At 64.1% G+C, this 17,182-nt stretch carries 15 protein-coding genes and 1 riboswitch; of the genes, 9 read left to right on the top strand and 6 right to left on the bottom strand.

The annotated features are described in order from the left end of the window. Window positions 1-27: 27 nt before the first annotated feature. Window positions 28-630 carry a pentapeptide repeat-containing protein gene (locus FA85_RS18025; protein WP_036114194.1) on the top strand — a complete coding sequence of 201 codons (603 nt, stop codon included), beginning with the start codon at window positions 28-30 and terminating at the stop codon, window positions 628-630. A 90-nt stretch (window positions 631-720) separates the two neighbouring features. Here FA85_RS18025 and FA85_RS22005 read toward each other — a convergent pair whose 3' ends face one another. Together FA85_RS22005 and FA85_RS18015 are read right to left on the bottom strand one after the other, a co-directional pair. Further along, the gene (locus tag FA85_RS22005; RefSeq protein ID WP_156108760.1) at window positions 721-873 is read right to left on the bottom strand and encodes a hypothetical protein; all 153 of its coding nucleotides are present in this window, start codon (window positions 871-873) and stop codon (window positions 721-723) included. Window positions 874-1,370: 497 nt separating this feature from the next. Continuing rightward, complete coding sequence (locus FA85_RS18015; protein ID WP_036114199.1) at window positions 1,371-1,625, bottom strand: hypothetical protein; 255 nt, start codon at window positions 1,623-1,625, stop codon at window positions 1,371-1,373. 478 nt (window positions 1,626-2,103) lie between these two features. Here FA85_RS18015 and katG point away from each other — a divergent pair, with 478 nt between their 5' ends. Both katG and FA85_RS18005 read left to right on the top strand, forming a co-directional pair. Beyond that, window positions 2,104-4,356: a catalase/peroxidase HPI gene (gene katG / locus FA85_RS18010; protein WP_036114203.1), complete on the top strand. Its 2,253-nt coding sequence runs from the start codon at window positions 2,104-2,106 to the stop codon at window positions 4,354-4,356. Between the two features lie 145 nt (window positions 4,357-4,501). Further along, on the top strand, window positions 4,502-5,023 hold the full coding sequence (locus FA85_RS18005; RefSeq protein ID WP_081907517.1) for a YcxB family protein: 522 nt from the start codon (window positions 4,502-4,504) through the stop codon (window positions 5,021-5,023). 41 nt (window positions 5,024-5,064) lie between these two features. On the opposite strand, the gene FA85_RS18000 is transcribed toward FA85_RS18005, so the two are convergent. Both FA85_RS18000 and FA85_RS17995 read right to left on the bottom strand, forming a co-directional pair. Next, window positions 5,065-5,445 carry a DUF6869 domain-containing protein gene (locus FA85_RS18000; protein WP_051943746.1) on the bottom strand — a complete coding sequence of 127 codons (381 nt, stop codon included), beginning with the start codon at window positions 5,443-5,445 and terminating at the stop codon, window positions 5,065-5,067. A gap of 1 nt (window position 5,446) precedes the next feature. Further along, window positions 5,447-6,082: a TetR/AcrR family transcriptional regulator gene (locus FA85_RS17995; protein ID WP_036114210.1), complete on the bottom strand. Its 636-nt coding sequence runs from the start codon at window positions 6,080-6,082 to the stop codon at window positions 5,447-5,449. 78 nt (window positions 6,083-6,160) lie between these two features. On the opposite strand from FA85_RS17995, the gene FA85_RS17990 reads away from it, so the two are divergent. Beyond that, window positions 6,161-6,895, top strand: coding sequence for an SDR family oxidoreductase (locus tag FA85_RS17990; RefSeq protein ID WP_036114213.1), 735 nt, complete (start codon window positions 6,161-6,163; stop codon window positions 6,893-6,895). A 20-nt stretch (window positions 6,896-6,915) separates the two neighbouring features. Here FA85_RS17990 and FA85_RS17985 read toward each other — a convergent pair whose 3' ends face one another. Beyond that, the gene (locus tag FA85_RS17985) at window positions 6,916-8,049 is read right to left on the bottom strand and encodes an FAD-dependent oxidoreductase (protein ID WP_036114214.1); all 1,134 of its coding nucleotides are present in this window, start codon (window positions 8,047-8,049) and stop codon (window positions 6,916-6,918) included. Window positions 8,050-8,131: 82 nt separating this feature from the next. Here FA85_RS17985 and FA85_RS17980 point away from each other — a divergent pair, with 82 nt between their 5' ends. Next, entirely contained in the window at window positions 8,132-8,854 is a 723-nt protein-coding gene (locus FA85_RS17980; RefSeq protein ID WP_036114215.1) for a TetR/AcrR family transcriptional regulator, read from the top strand. Here the strand turns inward: FA85_RS17980 and FA85_RS17975 are convergent. Further along, on the bottom strand, window positions 8,811-9,722 hold the full coding sequence (locus tag FA85_RS17975) for a LysR family transcriptional regulator (RefSeq protein WP_036114217.1): 912 nt from the start codon (window positions 9,720-9,722) through the stop codon (window positions 8,811-8,813). The genes FA85_RS17980 and FA85_RS17975 overlap by 44 nt on opposite strands. Window positions 9,723-9,914: 192 nt before the next feature. Continuing rightward, window positions 9,915-10,009: riboswitch (glycine riboswitch) on the top strand. 42 nt (window positions 10,010-10,051) lie between these two features. On the opposite strand from FA85_RS17975, the gene gcvP reads away from it, so the two are divergent. The 4 genes from gcvP to FA85_RS17955 all read left to right on the top strand — a co-directional run bounded on the left by gcvP (window position 10,052) and on the right by FA85_RS17955 (window position 17,127). Continuing rightward, on the top strand, window positions 10,052-12,922 hold the full coding sequence (gene gcvP, locus FA85_RS17970; RefSeq protein ID WP_036114220.1) for an aminomethyl-transferring glycine dehydrogenase: 2,871 nt from the start codon (window positions 10,052-10,054) through the stop codon (window positions 12,920-12,922). A 162-nt stretch (window positions 12,923-13,084) separates the two neighbouring features. Further along, window positions 13,085-13,750, top strand: coding sequence for a carbonic anhydrase (locus FA85_RS17965; protein ID WP_036114222.1), 666 nt, complete (start codon window positions 13,085-13,087; stop codon window positions 13,748-13,750). Continuing rightward, window positions 13,747-14,625 carry a bestrophin family protein gene (locus FA85_RS17960; protein ID WP_051943748.1) on the top strand — a complete coding sequence of 293 codons (879 nt, stop codon included), beginning with the start codon at window positions 13,747-13,749 and terminating at the stop codon, window positions 14,623-14,625. The genes FA85_RS17965 and FA85_RS17960 overlap by 4 nt, the downstream gene beginning before the upstream one ends. Before the next feature lie 93 nt (window positions 14,626-14,718). After that, a complete protein-coding gene (locus FA85_RS17955; protein ID WP_239739826.1) occupies window positions 14,719-17,127 on the top strand; it encodes a GH92 family glycosyl hydrolase in 2,409 nt (802 codons plus the stop codon). Window positions 17,128-17,182: the final 55 nt, after the last annotated feature.

Below are 17,182 nucleotides of genomic sequence, written 5' to 3'. Positions count from 1 at the left end.
GCCCTGCCCCAACGGACCTCCTGGCTCATGAACGACCTGATCGGCGAAGAAGCGGAGTTCTATCTGAAGGCCTTTCACGGCCTCGACTACGCCGAAGGCAAGCTCGCCTCCAAGACCTTCGAGGAATGCACGTTCACCCGATGCTCTTTCAGCGACGCCGTCCTCGACCACTGCAAGTTCATCGACTGCACGTTCAACGCCTGCGATCTGAGCAACGTCAAGGTCAATGCCAGCAAGTTTCAGGGCGTGACCTTCAACGAATGCAAGGTGATCGGCGTGGACTGGGCGCGGGCGGACTGGCCTCGTTATGCGGCACCAGCCAAACTGGCATTCCGAAAATCAGTGGTGAACTACTCGTCGTTCTTCGACCTGAATCTTCAGGAGCTGGTGCTCGAAGAGTGCAAGGCACGCAACGTCGACTTTCGCCAGGGCGATTTCGCGCGAGCCAACTTCACCTACTCCGATTTCGCCGAGAGCCTGTTCGGCAAGACGAAGCTGATGAGCGCGGACTTCAGCGAAGCGACCAACTACGTCATGGACATTCGCGAGAACCAGATAAGAGGGGCCAAGTTCACGCGGACGGAGGCATCGGGGCTTCTCTACGGTCTGGGTATCGAGCTGGTCGACTGAAGCCAAGGACCGCAGGCATTGGTCAAGGCGCTCCTATGGCGCGCCCTTCAATACCTGCCTGGACCAATCCTCCGCGTGCCGCTGGGATAATCAAGCCCGGGATCGTCGCCAGTCGCCCTTGATGGCGATCACTGCGAACAGAAGCAGTGTAATTCCGATCCTCGATGCAAGCGCAAGGGCGTAGTGCGGCCCGGGATCGATCAGCCGCGAAAGCGCAATCATGAGCGCGGTGTACACCAGCATGGTCACCCACCCCTGCCAGCTGCGAGGACCGATTCCCCAGCCAAATCGCTTCTTCCCGAACCAATACGTCCGATCAGCCTTCATGCCTGGCGCCCCAAGGTTTTGTGCCGCTCAATGTACGCCGGCATGATCGCAAGAACTTGTCGACTTACGTGACGAACCGGCAAAGCACACTAGCCTTGTGACGTTCCCGGCTATGATCCGATCCACACCCCACGAGGTATCAAGGATGACCGCTCGTTTATCACCCCGATTCGCTCTTTGGCGCGCTGGTGCCTTCTTCGGCATTCTCGCGGCAGCCGGCATCATCATCTTCGTTCCCGCCGGACTTCGCGAAGCGGGAGTCCACGTGGCGAAAGCGTGGGGACTCGATCAGTGGGCCGCGCCGCTTTGTCTGTTGGGTGCGATACCCGGCGCGGTAATCGCAGATCGAATCCGAACGAACCGAACCTCCGCAAGTAGCTCGTAGGCGCCTCGCATGGGGTGCGTAGCGACTTCTATGATTCACTCCGCTCGATAAACAAAACGCGGCCAGGAAAGTGCTCTCGAATGGTGACCAGCTCGTCATCAATTCCGGCTCCGTCTAGCGGATCGAGTCGACGCGTCATGATCGTCAGATCGAGGCCCTGACGCCGAAGCTCCGACACCTCCGCCGGATCGGCGACACCGCCGTTGAGCCATATCGAAGCATGGCCCGCTGCCACATGGCGCCAGCGATCCCAGCCCTCTAGCGTCAACACAAAGACAATCATGGCGCGCTCCTATGGGTCGGACCACCAGACGCGACACCTCGTCGGGCACCTCGTCGAGGGTTCCTACCGGCGCCGTGCTCCCCTTGCCGGGAACGCGCAGCGAAACCGCCCCCGAAACTGACAGGATCACCTGCCACAATCTTTTCTGTGCCTTCGTAGTCCACTCTTGTGCCCCGCAGCAGAATGACGATAGTCCGACTCTATGGGTTCGATAGATTCAATCAGTTTCCGAACGCATCACGGCCAAGCGTACACTCCGACGAGGTCTTCCACAGGTTCGCGTCATGCCTACCAGCCAACGCGCCCCACTTGTTGCATCCAGTGCCCTTTGCATGCGGGCCAACGATGCTCTGGTCGACCCTCCGGCAGTCACGCTGCCCAACATCGTTGTCCCTCCGGCGCTCCGCGTCGGAACTCCGTGCAAGCCTGACACCCCGTAACGCCAGCATTTGGGACCTGTCCCAAGGAGAAAGAGCGCATGACCAATGAAGCCAAGTGCCCGTTCAACCATACCGCCGGCGGCGGTACGACCAATCGCGATTGGTGGCCCAAACAATTACGTGTCGACCTGCTGGCCCAGCATTCGAACAAGTCCAATCCCCTGGGTGAGCAGTTCAATTACGCCGAAGCGTTCAAGAGCCTCGATCTGGCGGCGGTCAAGGCCGACCTGACCAAGCTGATGACCGACTCGCAGGACTGGTGGCCCGCCGACTTCGGTCATTACGGCGGCTTGTTCATCCGCATGGCCTGGCACAGCGCCGGTACCTACCGCGTCGGCGACGGCCGTGGCGGCGGCGGTCGCGGTCAGCAGCGTTTTGCGCCGCTGAACAGCTGGCCCGATAACGTCAGCCTGGACAAGGCGCGCCGTCTGCTGTGGCCGATCAAGCAGAAGTATGGCCAGAAGATTTCCTGGGCGGATCTCTACATCCTGACCGGAAACGTCGCTCTGGAGAGCATGGGCTTCAAGACCTTCGGCTATGCCGGCGGCCGCGAAGACACCTGGGAACCCGACCAGGACGTGTACTGGGGTAACGAGAAAACCTGGCTGGGTGGCGACGTCCGCTACGGCAAGGGTGCCGCGGGTAAGGACGACGATGGCGGCGTCCTCGTTGCCGATGCCGAGAAGCATGGCGAAGAGCAGAGCCGCACCGATGGCGGCCGCAACCTCGAGAGCCCGCTCAGCGCCGTGCAGATGGGCCTGATCTACGTGAACCCGGAAGGTCCGGACGGCAATCCCGATCCGGCCGCCGCTGCGCACGACATCCGCGAAACCTTCGGCCGCATGGCCATGAACGACGAGGAGACCGTCGCGCTGATCGCTGGCGGTCACACCTTCGGCAAGACGCACGGCGCCGGCCCGGCCGATAACGTCGGTCCCGAGCCGGAAGGTTCCGACATCGAAAATCAGGGCTTCGGCTGGAAGAGCAGCTTCGGCAGCGGCAAGGGTGCGGATACCATCACCAGCGGCCTCGAAGTCACCTGGACCAGCACGCCCACCAAGTGGGGCAACGGCTTTTTCGAGAACCTGTTCGGTCACGAGTGGGAGCTGACGAAGAGCCCGGCCGGCGCCCATCAGTGGATCGCGAAGGACGCCGAGGAGACCATCCCGCACGCCTTCGATCCGTCGAAGAAGCAGCGTCCGACGATGCTGACCACCGACCTCTCGCTGCGTGTGGACCCGGCTTACGAAAAGATCTCCCGCCGTTTCCTGGAAAATCCGGACCAGTTCGCCGACGCGTTCGCCCGCGCGTGGTTCAAGCTGACACACCGTGATATGGGACCCCGCGCCCGTTACCTGGGGCCGGAAGTGCCGGCCGAGGTGCTCGACTGGCAGGATCCGATTCCGGCGGTCGATCACCCGCTCATCGGCGAGTCCGACCTGGGCGCACTGAAGGAGAAGATCCTTGCGTCGGGTCTGACCGTTGCCGAACTGGTCACCACGGCCTGGGCTTCCGCGTCCACCTTCCGCGGCTCCGACAAACGCGGCGGCGCTAACGGCGCGCGCATTCGCCTGGCACCGCAGAAAGACTGGGAAGCCAACCAGCCCGAACAGCTCGCCAAGGTGCTGAACGTCCTGGAAGGCATCAAGAAGGACTCGGATGCCGCGGGCAAGAAGGTCTCCATTGCCGACCTCATCGTGCTGGCGGGTAACGCCGGCATCGAAAAGGCCGCGAAGGATGCGGGTCACGCCGTAACCGTGCCCTTCTCCCCCGGTCGTGGCGATGCCACACAGGACCAGACGGATGTCGAATCCGTGGGCGCGCTCGAGCCGAAGGCCGATGGCTTCCGCAATTACCTCAAGCGAAAGTGGCGTGTACCCGCCGAAGCCCTTCTGATCGACAAGGCCCAGTTGCTGACCTTGACCGCGCCGGAGATGACCGTGCTGGTCGGTGGCCTTCGCGCGCTGGGTGTGCGCTCAGGTAACGACAAGCATGGCGAGTTCACGTCCAGGCCGGGCACACTCACGAACGACTTCTTCCGTAACCTGCTCGACATGGGTACGGAATGGCGAGCGATGTCATCGGCACAGGATGTGTTCGAAGGCGTCGATCGCAAGTCGGGCGAGCGCAAGTTCACCGGTACGCGCGTCGACCTGATCTTCGGCTCGCATGCGCAGTTGCGTGCGATTGCCGAGGTGTATGCGACGGAAGATGCGCAGGCGAAGTTCGTGAAGGACTTCGTGGCGGCATGGACCAAGGTGATGAATCTGGATCGCTTCGATCTGAAGTAAGCGGGATACGTTTGCCGTTTTACCCGAAGGCCGCCGGGACCAACGTCCCGTCGGCTTTCTTTTTTTACCATCCACCCAGCTCTTGACACGAAGGGTGCCGGCACGAAGACTCGGCCCACGGTCTTGCACAGCGTCAAGGGGATCCATGGAAAGGAATTTGGACGAAAGCCAGTCCGAACGCGTCACCATCAATGCCACCCGGACATTCTCACGCACATTTCTCGTCATGGTGCAGCTCTGGTTTTCTGGAGCGTCCGGGTATATCAATATCGCCATACTCGCCGGCGTCATGACATTCGCGTTCCACCAACCGTCGCACTGGGGCATCGCCGCAGCAGGCGGCTTTGCATGGGTCGCCATCATGCTGCCGATCCTCTTCGCCTACCAGGCGTGGAAGACCGTCCGACTCTCCAGGAAAGGCGGCCCGCTTCAGTTCGAACTGGATGCCGAGGGCCTCGTATGCAACAACAGGTCGTTTACTACGCAGATCAAGTGGCCGGCCATCGTGCGAGTCCGGACGACCAAGCGAACTATTTTCTTCTACGTTTCAAAAAATGCTGCCTGGTTCATCGATCGCCGAGACTTGAAAAATGGCGATGAGCAGGCCATTGCGGAGCTTGCCGCCGCGCATGGTTGTGCGATGACGCGTAAAGCACGCGCTGCCTGACGTTCTCGATGCCGTGAAGCTGGCTGTCGCGCACTAGCCGCTCAGAACATCGTCCGCGCACAGGCGCGCTCTACCCGGGCCCATACGTCAGGCGAACTGCTTTCCCATACACCATTCAGCAACTCACGAAACGCTGGGTCCTGCCGCGCCCGTATCTCGATGCGGTCGATGAAGTCCGCCCCGCGATAGTGGATCAGGTCCTCCAAAGGACCGGCAGCGAGCATCCCCAGAACCTCCTTGGGAGGCGATTTCGCCAGAATGTGCAGAATGACGTTCCATATGTCATCGCCAGGCGTGTCTGTGTCGTGGAATCGTTCGATCGACCACCACAGAGCGTGATCCTCCTGAAATCGCGCAGGGTCCTGCACACCCTCGATGTATGCCGTCGCCCAGCTTTCGAGTTCCGCATCGCTCATCGTCATATCAGGCTCTCCTGGATACCGCCATCAGATAAGCGCGGCACATGATCGGCAGCTGCGCCCTCAGCATCGCCAGCGAGGAGACCGGCGCTTCCTTCTCCAGCACTTCGCGTACCGTTCCCACGAGAATCGTACGCACGGCAAACGTCACCGTCGGCAGGTCGTCGAAGTGGGCGTCGGCCGCGCTGGCAAGCAGCCGCTCGATCGCCTGGTCGGCGCGGCGGACGATGTCGTCGATCAGGTCGTCGGTGTCGAGTTCGGCAGCCACCGTGTACAGCACACGCGAACCGGGCATGTGGCGCAGCTTTGCTTCGAGATAGGCGTGCACGAGACCATCGGCCATGTCGCTCAGTGGCGCACCCTCCAGCTGCATGCACGCCTTTTCGGTCGCGATCACCACCTCATACAGGTACTGCTCCAGCACCGCGTACAGCAGCGCCTCCTTGTGCGGGAAGTACTGGTACATCGTGCCCACCGACACCCCTGCCCGCTCGGCCACCCGCGTAGTGGTCAGCTTGACGAGGCCGTCGGACAGCAAAACCTGAAACGTCGCCTCGAAAATCGCCGCCACCGTCGCGGTCGAGCGGGCCTGACGCGGGGTTTTACGCGGCTTGAGGGGGTCTGAAGGGACAACGGCCATATGCGAATGTAAAAACCGAAGGATGATTCATAAATTAACTCATAGCGCCACCCGCCACCTAATCCAGAAGGAAACGCCATGAGCAATACCGATCGACGCATCTCCCTCATCACCGGTGCCAACAAGGGTATCGGTCTCGAAATCGCCCGCCAGCTCGGCAAGGCCGGCCATCGCATCCTGCTCGGCGCCCGTGACACCGGCCGAGGCCAGCAGGCCGCCAAAACGCTCAGCGACGAAGGCATCGATGTCCGCTTCGTCTCGCTCGATCTCGGCAGTCCGGCATCGATCAAAGCCGCCGCGGCGGATATCGAAGCCAACGAGGGCCGTCTGGACGTCCTCGTGAACAATGCTGGCGTCGCCGTGCAAGGCGACGGCAACACCAGCATTGCGACGATGGACGCCGTGCGCACCACTTTCGAGACGAATTTCTTCGGGACGGTGGAAGTCACCCAGGCTCTGTTGCCGCTGGTGAAGAAGTCCGCCTCGGGACGCATCGTCAACATCTCCAGCGGCCTCGGCTCCATCGCGCTGAATGCCGATCCGACGTGGGACTATGCCGCGGTCAAGCTGATCGGCTACAACGCGTCGAAAGCCGCGCTGAACATGTTCACCGTGATCCTCGCCGATGAGCTGAAGGACACCGGGATCAAGGTCAACGTCGTCAACCCCGGTTACACCGCAACGGACCTCAACGGCAACAGTGGCCATCAGACCGTGGCCGAGGGTGCGCAGGAAGCCGTGCGAGTCGCGCTGCTTCCCGACGACGGCCCGACCGGCGCGTTCACCAGCAAGGAAGGTCCGGATCCGTGGTGAGCGCCAAGCTCGCGAGGTAATCAGGTCGCGGACGGGATCTGCGTAAACATCTCGACGAGGCTGTGGGGGGCACGCTCGCCGAAACAGATGTCGAGGAGTTCGTCCGCGTCCGCCGCCGCCGAGGCGCTGCGTGGAAACAGCGTCGCCTCGTATGCGGCAAGCGCCGCTTCGATGTCGCCGGGATGAGCCACGATGGCTTCAGCCAGTTCCGCGCCATCCCACATCGCCAGATTGGCGCCCTCACCCGAGGGCGCCATCAGGTGGGCGGCGTCGCCGAGCAAGGTCACCCCGGGAACGCGACCCCAACGATGATCGCCCGGTAAGGCATGGATGATGCGGAGGACGGGCGGCGTTTCACCATCGGTAATCAGCGCGGTGAGCCCCGATGCCCAGCCGTCGAATTCCAGGGCCACGCGAGCCCTTGCTGCCGCCGGATCGGAGACGTCGATCTCGGCCATCCAGGCTTCGGATCGCCTGAGCGCCACATAGGTATGAAGCGCGCCATCCGGCTCCCGGTGCGCAAGGATGCCTTTGCCAGGCATCGCGGCAAACATGGCGCCGCCACCAACCGCATCCGCTGCCGCCTTGTGGCGCTCGTCGCTTTCGTAGAGGTAGGTCTCGACATACGACATGCCCACGTAGGCCGGCCTGGCATCCGACAGCAACGAACGCACCTTCGACCATGCGCCGTCGGCACCGACGAGAAGGTCGGCCGTCACACTCGATCCGTCGACGAAGGTCAGGCGATGCTGCGCACCTCCCGCTGGCGATGCACTGACAAGCTTGCGCCCCCACTGAATGACGCCATCCGGCAGCGACTCGATTAGCATGCGGCGAAGCTCGCCACGAGGCACTTCCGGGCGGCCACCGGTGCCGTCATCCGGCTCGTCGAACAGGACGCGACCGTCCGCGTCGAGCACGCGCGTTTGCTGACCGCCAGGGTGAACGAGCGCCTGAAAGGCATCGAAGAGACCTGCCGCCCTGATTGCCCGCTGCCCATCGCGTTCGTGGATGTCGAGCATGCCACCCTGCGTACGTGCCGTCGCCGAGGCCTCTGCCTCGAACACCGTCGACGCGATGCCATGGACGTGGAGAACGCGCGCCAGCATCAAGCCGCCAAGACCGGCACCAACGATCGCTATGGGGGTATGCATTGGGGGAAGACCTTGCGGAAGGTTTTATGGAACGTCGTTCCAATCATCTTGGAACGACGTTCCATCCATGTCAAGATGGCTCATGGTCAAGAAAGCTGCCCCCGCCCCGCGCCGTGAAGACTCCCTCTCCCGGGACCGCATCGTCGACGTGGCTATCGAACTCCTCGACGCCGAGGGTGAGAGCGGTTTGACGTTTCGCGCTCTGGCGGGGCGGCTCGCCACGGGCCCGGGCGCGATCTACTGGCACGTTGCCAATAAAGGCGAGTTGCTGACAGCCGCGTGCGACGCGATCGTCGGCCGGACGATGACGATCGCAGTGGCTGGCGAGTCGCCGGAAACCGACATCCGCGCGCTGGCTCTCGGGCTCTTCGACGCCATCGACGCGCATCCATGGGTGGGCTCCGCGCTCACGCGCGCGCCCGGGCAGCTGCCTGCCGTTCGCATACTCGAAGGACTCGGCCAGGCCCTCTGCGCGCTTGACGTTCCGGCCGAGAGGCAGTGGCCGACGGTGTCGGCATTGCTGAGTTACATCCTCGGCGTGGCGGGACAGAATGCGGCCAACGCGCATGTCGGCAGAACGCTGGGGACGGATCGCCTGGCCTTCCTGTCGAGTGTCGCTGCGACCTGGTCCGAGCTCGACGAAGAGGCCTTTCCGTTTGTGCGGAGCATGGCGGGGCCTCTGCGTGAGCATGACGATCGCGCGGATTTTCTGGCGGGGATCGATCTGATTCTTGGCGGGGTCCGCGGACGAAGGGGCGTGATCAGGGAGGAAGTAAGTCCGTGCGCTCACGCACCAGATCGATGAAGGCACGGAGGCCAGCGGACATATGCCGGTGCGCGGGGTAGTACACCGCGAGACCAGGGAAGCCGGGGCTCCAGTCGTCGAGAACACTTACCAGATGGCCAGCGGCGAGATGCTCGGGAACGCCCGGGCCATTGCTCCACGTCCACGCTAGGCCGAAGCCGTCGACGGCGGCCGCAACCATCAGATTGTGATTGTCCAGGCCAAGCGGACCGTCAACCTCGATACGCCGCTGCTCGCCGCGTTTTTCGAACTCCCACCGATAGATCGTCCCGCTCGGCAGGCGGCCCCGGATGCAGACGTGCTTCGCGAGGTCGTCCGGAACCTTCGGCTTGCCGTGGGTTTTGAAGTACGCCGGTGAGCCGACCACGATCAGCCGCAGCTTGTCCGAGCAGCGCACGGCGACCATATCCTGCGGCACGTCGTCAGCCAGACGAAGACCCGCATCGAAACCCTCCGCCGCGATATCGATGAATCGTCCCTCGGTATTGAGGTCGAGGCGCATCTCCGGATAGCGGCGCAGGTACTCGAGGATGACCGGCTCGAGGATCATGGCCGCGCCGCCTTCCGCCGCACTGATCCGCAGCGTCCCGGTCGGGCTGTCCCGGAAGGCGTTGGCGGCCTCCATCGCGGCGGATATCTCGCCCAGTGCCGGGCGCACCCGTGCCACGAACTGCTCCCCGGCTTCGGACAACGACACGCTGCGGGTCGTCCGGTTGAACAGGCGGACGCCCATGCGTTGCTCCAGGGCCGCGACCGCGTGGCTCAACGCCGACGGGGACATGCCCAGGGCCACGGCGGCCCGTCGGAAGTTCTGGTGGCTGGCCACCGCCAGTACCGCCTGAAGTTCGATCAGCCCGGCCTTGTGCATTGTTCGGGATTCCGCATCGATGGGTGCCGGATAAGCCTGATTGACGGGATGGCCGGGTGCAAGCGAAAACCGTCATCTTCGGCCCTGCCTCTGTATAATCGTGCCCAGCAACACCCGGTGGGAGAAGCGGAAGGACCCGCTGCCGAAGGCGCAACGCCCGTAATCGCTCAGGCTCCCATGACCACCGACGTGCTTCATCACTCTGGAGAGACCGGTTAGATCCGGCGCCGAAGGTGCAAGAGGCCATCCGCCTCCAAACTCTCAGGCAAAAGGACAGAGGGGCGCCCCACGTGCCGGCACGGCACGTTCTTTCGGATGCCTCCAAAGTCATGAGCCAGAAAAACTCTCCTTCGCTGCGCGAGCTCGAGAACCATGGCGCGTTCATCGAGCGCCACATCGGCCCGAATGACGCCGAGATCGCCGAGATGCTCGCCGTGGTCGGCCACGCCGACCTCGATGCGCTGACGGACGCCATCGTCCCCGGCTCGATCAAGTCGCCCGCCCCGCTGTCGCTGCCCGCAGCGGTGACCGAGGAAGAGGCGCTGGCCAAGATCCGCGCGATCGCCGACCGCAACACCGTCTTCCGCAGCTTCATCGGCCAGGGCTACTACGGCACGCTCACGCCGAACGTCATCCTGCGCAACGTGCTCGAGAACCCGGCGTGGTACACGGCCTATACGCCGTACCAGGCGGAGATCTCGCAGGGCCGCATGGAGGCGCTGATCAACTTCCAGACCATGGTCACCGACCTGACCGGCATGGACATCTCGAACGCGTCGCTGCTCGACGAGGCCACCGCCGCGGCCGAAGCGATGACGCTGGCCAAGCGCTCGGCCAAGTCGAAGTCGAACGTCTTCTTCGTCTCGAAGGACGTCCATCCGCAGACCCTCGAAGTGCTGCGCACGCGTGCCGACGGAATCGGCATCGAGCTGCACGTCGGTGACGACAGCGAAGGTACGACGGTCGACAGCTTCGGCGTGCTGCTGCAGTACCCGAACACCTTCGGTCGCATCAACGATTACAAGGCGCTCGCCGACGCGACCCACGCGCGCGGTGCCATCGTCTGCGTCGCCACCGACCTGCTCGCCCTCACGCTGATCGCTTCGCCGGGCAGCTGGGGTGCGGACATCGTCGTCGGCAACACGCAGCGCTTCGGCGTGCCGTATGGCTTCGGTGGCCCGCACGCCGCTTACCTCGCCTGCCGCGATGCGTACAAGCGCTCGATGCCGGGTCGCCTGATCGGCGTCTCTGTCGACACCGAGGGCAAGCCGGCGTACCGCCTCACCCTGCAGACCCGCGAGCAGCACATTCGCCGCGAAAAGGCCACGTCCAACATCTGTACCGCGCAGGTGCTGCTCGCCGTCATGGCCAGCATGTATGCCGTGTACCACGGTCCGGAAGGCCTCGTCCGCATCGCCCGCCGCACGCATCGCCTCACCGCGATCCTCGCCGGTGCGCTCGGCAAGGCTGGCGTTGCCGTCGGTGGCGACTTTTTCGACACGCTGCATGTGACCGGAGTCGACGCGAAGGCGCTGCACGCCAAGGCCGCAGCCGCCAACCTCAACCTGCGCGCAATCGACGCGAACAGCGTCGGCATCAGCCTCGACGAGACCACCACGCGTGCGGACATCGCCGCGCTGGCCGGCGTGTTCGGTGCGAACGTGAACGACATCGACGCACTCGATGCCGCGACCGACGACGCACTGCCGACTGCCCTGCTCCGCGATGTCGATTTCCTGCAGCATCCGGTGTTCAACACGCACCACAGCGAGCACGAGCTGCTTCGCTACCTGCGCGGCCTGGCCGACAAGGATCTCGCGCTGGATCGCACCATGATCCCGCTGGGCTCCTGCACCATGAAGCTCAACGCCACCGCCGAGATGATCCCGGTGACGTGGCCGGAGTTCGCCAACATCCATCCGCTGGCCCCGGCCAGTCAGGCGCAGGGTTACAAGCAGCTGATCGACGAGCTCGAGGCGATGCTGGTCGAGTGCACCGGTTACGACTCCGTCAGCCTTCAGCCGAACTCCGGCGCCCAGGGTGAATACGCCGGCCTGCTCGCGATCCGCGCGTACCACCGCTCGCGTGGCGAAGGCCATCGCGACATCTGCCTGATCCCGGAATCCGCGCACGGCACCAACCCGGCGTCCGCGCAGATGTGCGGCATGACCGTCGTGGTCACGCGCTGCGATGCCAACGGCAACGTCGATGTCGACGACATCCGCGCCAAGGCGGAGAAGTATTCGGATCGCCTCGCCGCGATCATGATCACCTACCCGTCCACGCATGGCGTGTTCGAGGAAGACGTGGTCGCCATCTGCGACGTCGTGCACAAGCACGGCGGCCAGGTGTACACCGACGGCGCCAACATGAATGCGCTGGTCGGCGTGGCCAAGCCGGGCAAGTGGGGTTCGGACGTCTCGCACCTCAACCTGCACAAGACCTTCTGCATTCCGCACGGCGGTGGCGGCCCGGGCGTCGGCCCGTGCGCGGTCAAGTCGCACCTCGCGCCGTTCCTGCCGCGTGCCTTCGGCGCCGAGGGCGACGTGGGCATGGTCAGCGCGGCCACCTTCGGCTCCGCGTCGATCCTGCCGATCTCGTGGATGTACATCACGCTGATGGGCACCGAAGGCCTGCGCAAGGCGACCCAGGTCGCGCTACTCAACGCCAACTACATCGCGAAGCGCCTCGCTCCGCATTACAAGACGCTGTACACGGGTCGTAACGGCCTGGTCGCGCACGAGTGCATTCTCGATCTGCGTCCGCTCAAGGATGTCACGGGCGTGGGCGCGGAAGACGTGGCCAAGCGCCTCATCGACTTTGGCTTCCACGCACCGACCCTGTCGTTCCCGGTCGCGGGCACGCTGATGGTCGAACCGACCGAAAGCGAGTCTCAGCATGAGCTGGACCGTTTCATCGACGCCATGATCCAGATCCGTGAAGAGATCGCCGCGGTGGAAGATGGCCGTCTGGATCGCGAGGACAACCCCCTGCGCAATGCTCCCCATACGGCTGCCATGGTCACCGGCACCGAGTGGACGCACGCGTATCCGCGTGAGCTGGCCGCGTTCCCGCTGCCCTCGCTGAAACTCAGCAAGTACTGGCCGCCGGTGTCGCGCGTGGACAACGTCTACGGCGACAAGAACGTGATGTGTGCCTGCATCCCCATCGATGCCTACAAGGAAGATGCGGAGGTTTGAGGCTTTCGCTGCTGAAAGCGTTCAGGACGGGAGCCATCGCCAGCAGGCTGGCTCCCGAATCCCTCGTTCCATACCCCCACGAATCCCTTCGGCCATGCTTTGTCTTAAACTGGAAACCTGGCCGCCGCACCTCCGCCGCGGCACACTTTCCAAGGTAAGCGCATGACTCAGGAAACTCTTCGCGACCAAAGCCTCCTCGGCCTCCTCAGGGGCGTCGAGGACTTCAGCGCCAACGTCTTCCCCGAGACGCAGGAGCTCTTCAGCGAGCTGGCCGAAGGCCAGAGCCCGCACACCTTGTTCATCACCTGCGCGGATTCACGCGTGGTCCCGGAGATGATCACCCAGACCCAGCCAGGGGATCTCTTCGTCTGCCGCAACATCGGCAACATCGTGCCCGGCTACGGCGAAATGCTCGGTGGCGTGTCCGCCGTGGTCGAATTCGCGGTCGCCGTCCTGCATGTCCGTCATGTCGTGATCTGCGGTCATAGCGACTGCGGTGCCATGAAGGGCCTGCTGAATCCGGACTCCACCCGGACGCTGCCCACGGTCGAGGCCTGGCTACGCAACGCGGCCGCCGCCAAGAGCGCGGTGTTCGCACGCCAGATCGAGGGCCCTGCCCTGCTCAACGCCGTGACTCAGGAAAACGTCCGCCTCCAGCTGGCCCATCTGCGCACGCATCCGGCGGTCACCGCCGCGCTCGCCAACAAGGCGATCACGTTGCAGGGCTGGGTGTACGACATCGGCGACGGTACCGTTTCGGTGCTCGACCAGGCACACGACGAGTTCATCCCGCTGGCCGAGGCGATCAAGCGGGAACACAAGGCGTGATCCTGCCGGGGCGGGCGCACCTGGGCCACATCCTGCGTTACGTGGGCAAGCCGTTGATCTGGCTGCTTGCGTGGGATGTGGCGGTCACCGCCTTCTGGTACGTGATGCATCCGCGGCTCACGGCGGAGTTTCCCGCCCTGCCGCTCACTCTGCTCGGCTCGGCCGTCGCGGTGTACCTCAGCTTCCGCAACACCACGGCGTACGCGCGCTGGTGGGAAGCGCGCACCCTCTGGGGAGCGATGGTCAACGCCTCGCGGACACTCGCCCGCGAGGCGGTCACGCTCCTGCCGGACCGCGGCATGGGCGTCACGGTCGCGCATCGACAGATCGCCTATGTGCACGCGCTGCGCATGCATCTGCGTCGACAGGCGCCGTGGGACGAACTCGCGGCGCGGCTGCCGGCGGAAGAAGTCGAACGACTGCGCGGCGTCCTCAACGTGCCTAACGCTATCCACGCGCGCACCGCGGCGCTCATTGCCGACACCCGCCCCGATCCGATCATTCAGGCGGCCTTCGCGCGGACGCTGTCGGACATCTCTAACGCTCAGGGTGGCATGGAGCGGATCAAGAACACGCCTTTGCCGCAGCAGTACGCGACCTACCCGGCCATCTTCACGCACGGTTTCTGCATCCTGCTGCCCCTCGGCCTGGTCGAGACGCTGGGCCTGCTGACACCGCTCGGCTCGACGGTCGCGGGCTTCCTCTTCCTCGCCCTGCTGCAGATCGGCAACGATATGCAGAACCCCTTCGAGAACCTCGAAGACGACGTGCCACTCACCACGCTCACCCGCGGCATCGAGATCGACCTGCGCGACTCACTCGGCGAAACGCATGGGCTGAAGCCGGTGCAGCCGAGCGACGGGATTCTCTGGTAGCGATTGCTGCGCTGCATCCATGACGCCTGGCACACGACCCGGCCTCCGATTCGGATTTCAATCGATATAAATACCGGTCCCGGAGATCTGCCCTTGCGCGCGATTCGCCCGTTCGTCCTTGCCGCCGCCGTTCTGCCGGCCGCTGTCGCCGCCGCTTCCGGCCCCGCCGACCTCGTCAACCCACTGATCGGCACCACCAACGGCGGCAACGTCTTCCCGGGCGCCGTCGTGCCATTCGGCATGCTGCAGTTCAGTCCCGAGGCCTCGCCGTTGCCGGGCAAGAAGGCCCCGATCGCCGCACCGGGCGGTTACGAATATCGTGCCGATGCGATCCGCGGTTTCAGCCTGACCAACGTCGAAGGCTGGGGTTGTGCGGGTGGCTCGGGCGATGTACCGATCATGCCGATCACCGGGGACGTGACGACCTCACCCAGCACGGACTTCCGCCATGCGTACGCATCGAAGTTCAGCCACGACCATGAGACGGCTAAAGCGGGCCAGTACCGCGTAACACTCGACAACGGTGTCACCGCCGATCTCACCGCCGCGCTGCACAGCGGTGCCGCACGCTTCTCCTTTCCCGCCGACAAGCCGGCCAACGTGCTCGTGCGCGCGTCCGATTCGGAGGTCGGCTCGGAGAACGCGGACGTCGTGGTCGACAAGGTCAACCGTCGCATCAGCGGCTCGGTCACCAGCGGTAACTTCTGCGGCTATATCGACAAGGCGGACCGCCACAGCTACTACACGATTCACTACGTCATCGAGTTCGACCAGCCGTTTGCAAGCACGGGCACGTGGAAGGACACCGCCGTGACCAAGGGCGGCACGAGGAGCGAAGGCGGCTCGGGCTACGGTGAAAAGGGCTTCCCTGCCGAGGGCAAAGGCTCCGGCGCATGGGTCGGTTTCGCCAGGGGCACGAAGGACGTGAACCTGCGCGTCGGCATCTCTTACGTCAGCGCGGCGAACGCGCAGGCCAACCTCGATGCTGAAGTACCGAAGGGCACGTCGTTCGACACCGTGCGCGACAACGCGGTGGCCGCATGGAACAAGCAACTGTCGCGCATGGATATCGAAGGCGGCACGCCGGACCAGCGCACGGTGTTCTACACCGCGCTCTACCACGCATCGATGACGCCGAACGTCTTCAGCGATACCAACGGCGAGTACATGGGCTTCGACCGGCAGGTCCACAAAGTCTCCGGCACGCAGAAGGCGCAGTACGCGAATTTCTCCGGCTGGGACGTGTACCGCTCACAGCTGCCGCTGGTGACCTGGCTCGACCCGAAGACCGGCAGCGACATCGCGCAAAGCCTCTACAACCAGGCGCAGCAGAACAAGGGCGTCTGGGACCGCTGGACGCATAACAACGGCGCGACGCACGTCATGAACGGCGATCCCGCCGCGCCGTCGATCGCCGGCATCTACGCGTTCGGTGGCAGGGACTTCGACGTCAAGGGCGCCTTTGCCTCGCTCGTGCATGCCGCGGACAACCCGACTGAACTGGACAAGTCGATGGATGGGTGTCCGGTCGAGTGCGTCGGCCAGCGCCCGGGTCTCGAATCGTGGCTCAAGCTGCACTACATCCCCGTGGGCGCACCGTCGTGGGGGCCCGCCGCGGATACGCTCGAAATCGTCGCCGCCGAGTTCGCCCTCAGCGCCCTGTCCGACCGGCTCGGCGACAAGGCCACTTCCACGCGTTTCCTCGACCGCGCCCAGTACTGGCGCAACCTGTTCGATCCGAAGGCCGCTCCGGACGGCGGCTACATCCGCAACCGCAACGCCGACGGCAGCTGGGCGCTGGTGAAGGACGATGACGACAAGGAAGCCCACGCCTTCACGCCATCCACGGAAGACGGCTTCGTCGAAGGCAGCGCCGCGCAATACGTGTGGATGGTGCCGTTCAACGTGCACGGCCTGTTCGACGCAATGGGCGGTATGGACAGGGCGCGCAAACGTCTGGACAACTATTTCTATCAGCCCGATGGCACCTTCGCGGTCACAAAATCCGGGCCGCTGCATGCCGAGCTCGACAATGAGCCGTCGATCGGTGGTCCCTGGCTTTACAACTACGCCGGCCAGCCATGGAAGACACAGGAGCTGGTGCGCCGCGTGCTCGATACGATCTGGGTCAACGGTCCGAACGGCATCCCCGGCAATGACGACCTGGGCGAGATGTCCTCGTGGTATGTGTTCGCAGCGCTGGGCATCTATCCGAATATCCCGGGACGCGCGGAGTTCATCGTGGGCAGCCCGATTTTCACGAAGGCCACCGTGCATCGCGAAGGCGGTGATGTGGTGATCGAAGCGCCGAATGCGGGCGCGGGCAGGCCGTATGTCACGGGGCTGAAGGTTGACGGAAAGACGACGCCCCGCTCATGGCTGCCGGAGTCGTTCGCGACCGGCGGCGGCAAGCTGGAGTTCGACCTGTCGGATAAGCCGAACAAGAGCTGGGCCAGCAAGGCATCGGACGCCCCGCCGTCGTTCGACACCAGGAAGCACTGATTATGTAGGAGCGCGCCTGCGCGCGACGGGGTGTGCTGCAGCCCCATCGCGTGCA

The sequence above is a fragment of the Luteibacter mycovicinus genome (assembly GCF_000745235.1).
GTDB classification, from domain to species: Bacteria; Pseudomonadota; Gammaproteobacteria; order Xanthomonadales; family Rhodanobacteraceae; genus Luteibacter; species Luteibacter mycovicinus.
Note: the sequence above shows the minus strand (reverse complement) of the source record. Positions and strands in the feature narration are given on the sequence as shown.

Bases quoted from the DNA above. Each gene is read 5' to 3' on its own strand.
- FA85_RS18025 (WP_036114194.1), top strand. From the start codon at position 28: ATGAACGACCTGATCGGCGAAGAAGCGGAGTTCTATCTGAAGGCCTTT.
- FA85_RS22005 (WP_156108760.1), bottom strand. From the start codon at position 873: ATGCTGGTGTACACCGCGCTCATGATTGCGCTTTCGCGGCTGATCGAT.
- FA85_RS18015 (WP_036114199.1), bottom strand. From the start codon at position 1,625: ATGATTGTCTTTGTGTTGACGCTAGAGGGCTGGGATCGCTGGCGCCAT.
- katG (WP_036114203.1), top strand. From the start codon at position 2,104: ATGACCAATGAAGCCAAGTGCCCGTTCAACCATACCGCCGGCGGCGGT.
- FA85_RS18005 (WP_081907517.1), top strand. From the start codon at position 4,502: ATGGAAAGGAATTTGGACGAAAGCCAGTCCGAACGCGTCACCATCAAT.
- FA85_RS18000 (WP_051943746.1), bottom strand. From the start codon at position 5,445: ATGACGATGAGCGATGCGGAACTCGAAAGCTGGGCGACGGCATACATC.
- FA85_RS17995 (WP_036114210.1), bottom strand. From the start codon at position 6,082: ATGGCCGTTGTCCCTTCAGACCCCCTCAAGCCGCGTAAAACCCCGCGT.
- FA85_RS17990 (WP_036114213.1), top strand. From the start codon at position 6,161: ATGAGCAATACCGATCGACGCATCTCCCTCATCACCGGTGCCAACAAG.
- FA85_RS17985 (WP_036114214.1), bottom strand. From the start codon at position 8,049: ATGCATACCCCCATAGCGATCGTTGGTGCCGGTCTTGGCGGCTTGATG.
- FA85_RS17980 (WP_036114215.1), top strand. From the start codon at position 8,132: ATGGTCAAGAAAGCTGCCCCCGCCCCGCGCCGTGAAGACTCCCTCTCC.
- FA85_RS17975 (WP_036114217.1), bottom strand. From the start codon at position 9,722: ATGCACAAGGCCGGGCTGATCGAACTTCAGGCGGTACTGGCGGTGGCC.
- gcvP (WP_036114220.1), top strand. From the start codon at position 10,052: ATGAGCCAGAAAAACTCTCCTTCGCTGCGCGAGCTCGAGAACCATGGC.
- FA85_RS17965 (WP_036114222.1), top strand. From the start codon at position 13,085: ATGACTCAGGAAACTCTTCGCGACCAAAGCCTCCTCGGCCTCCTCAGG.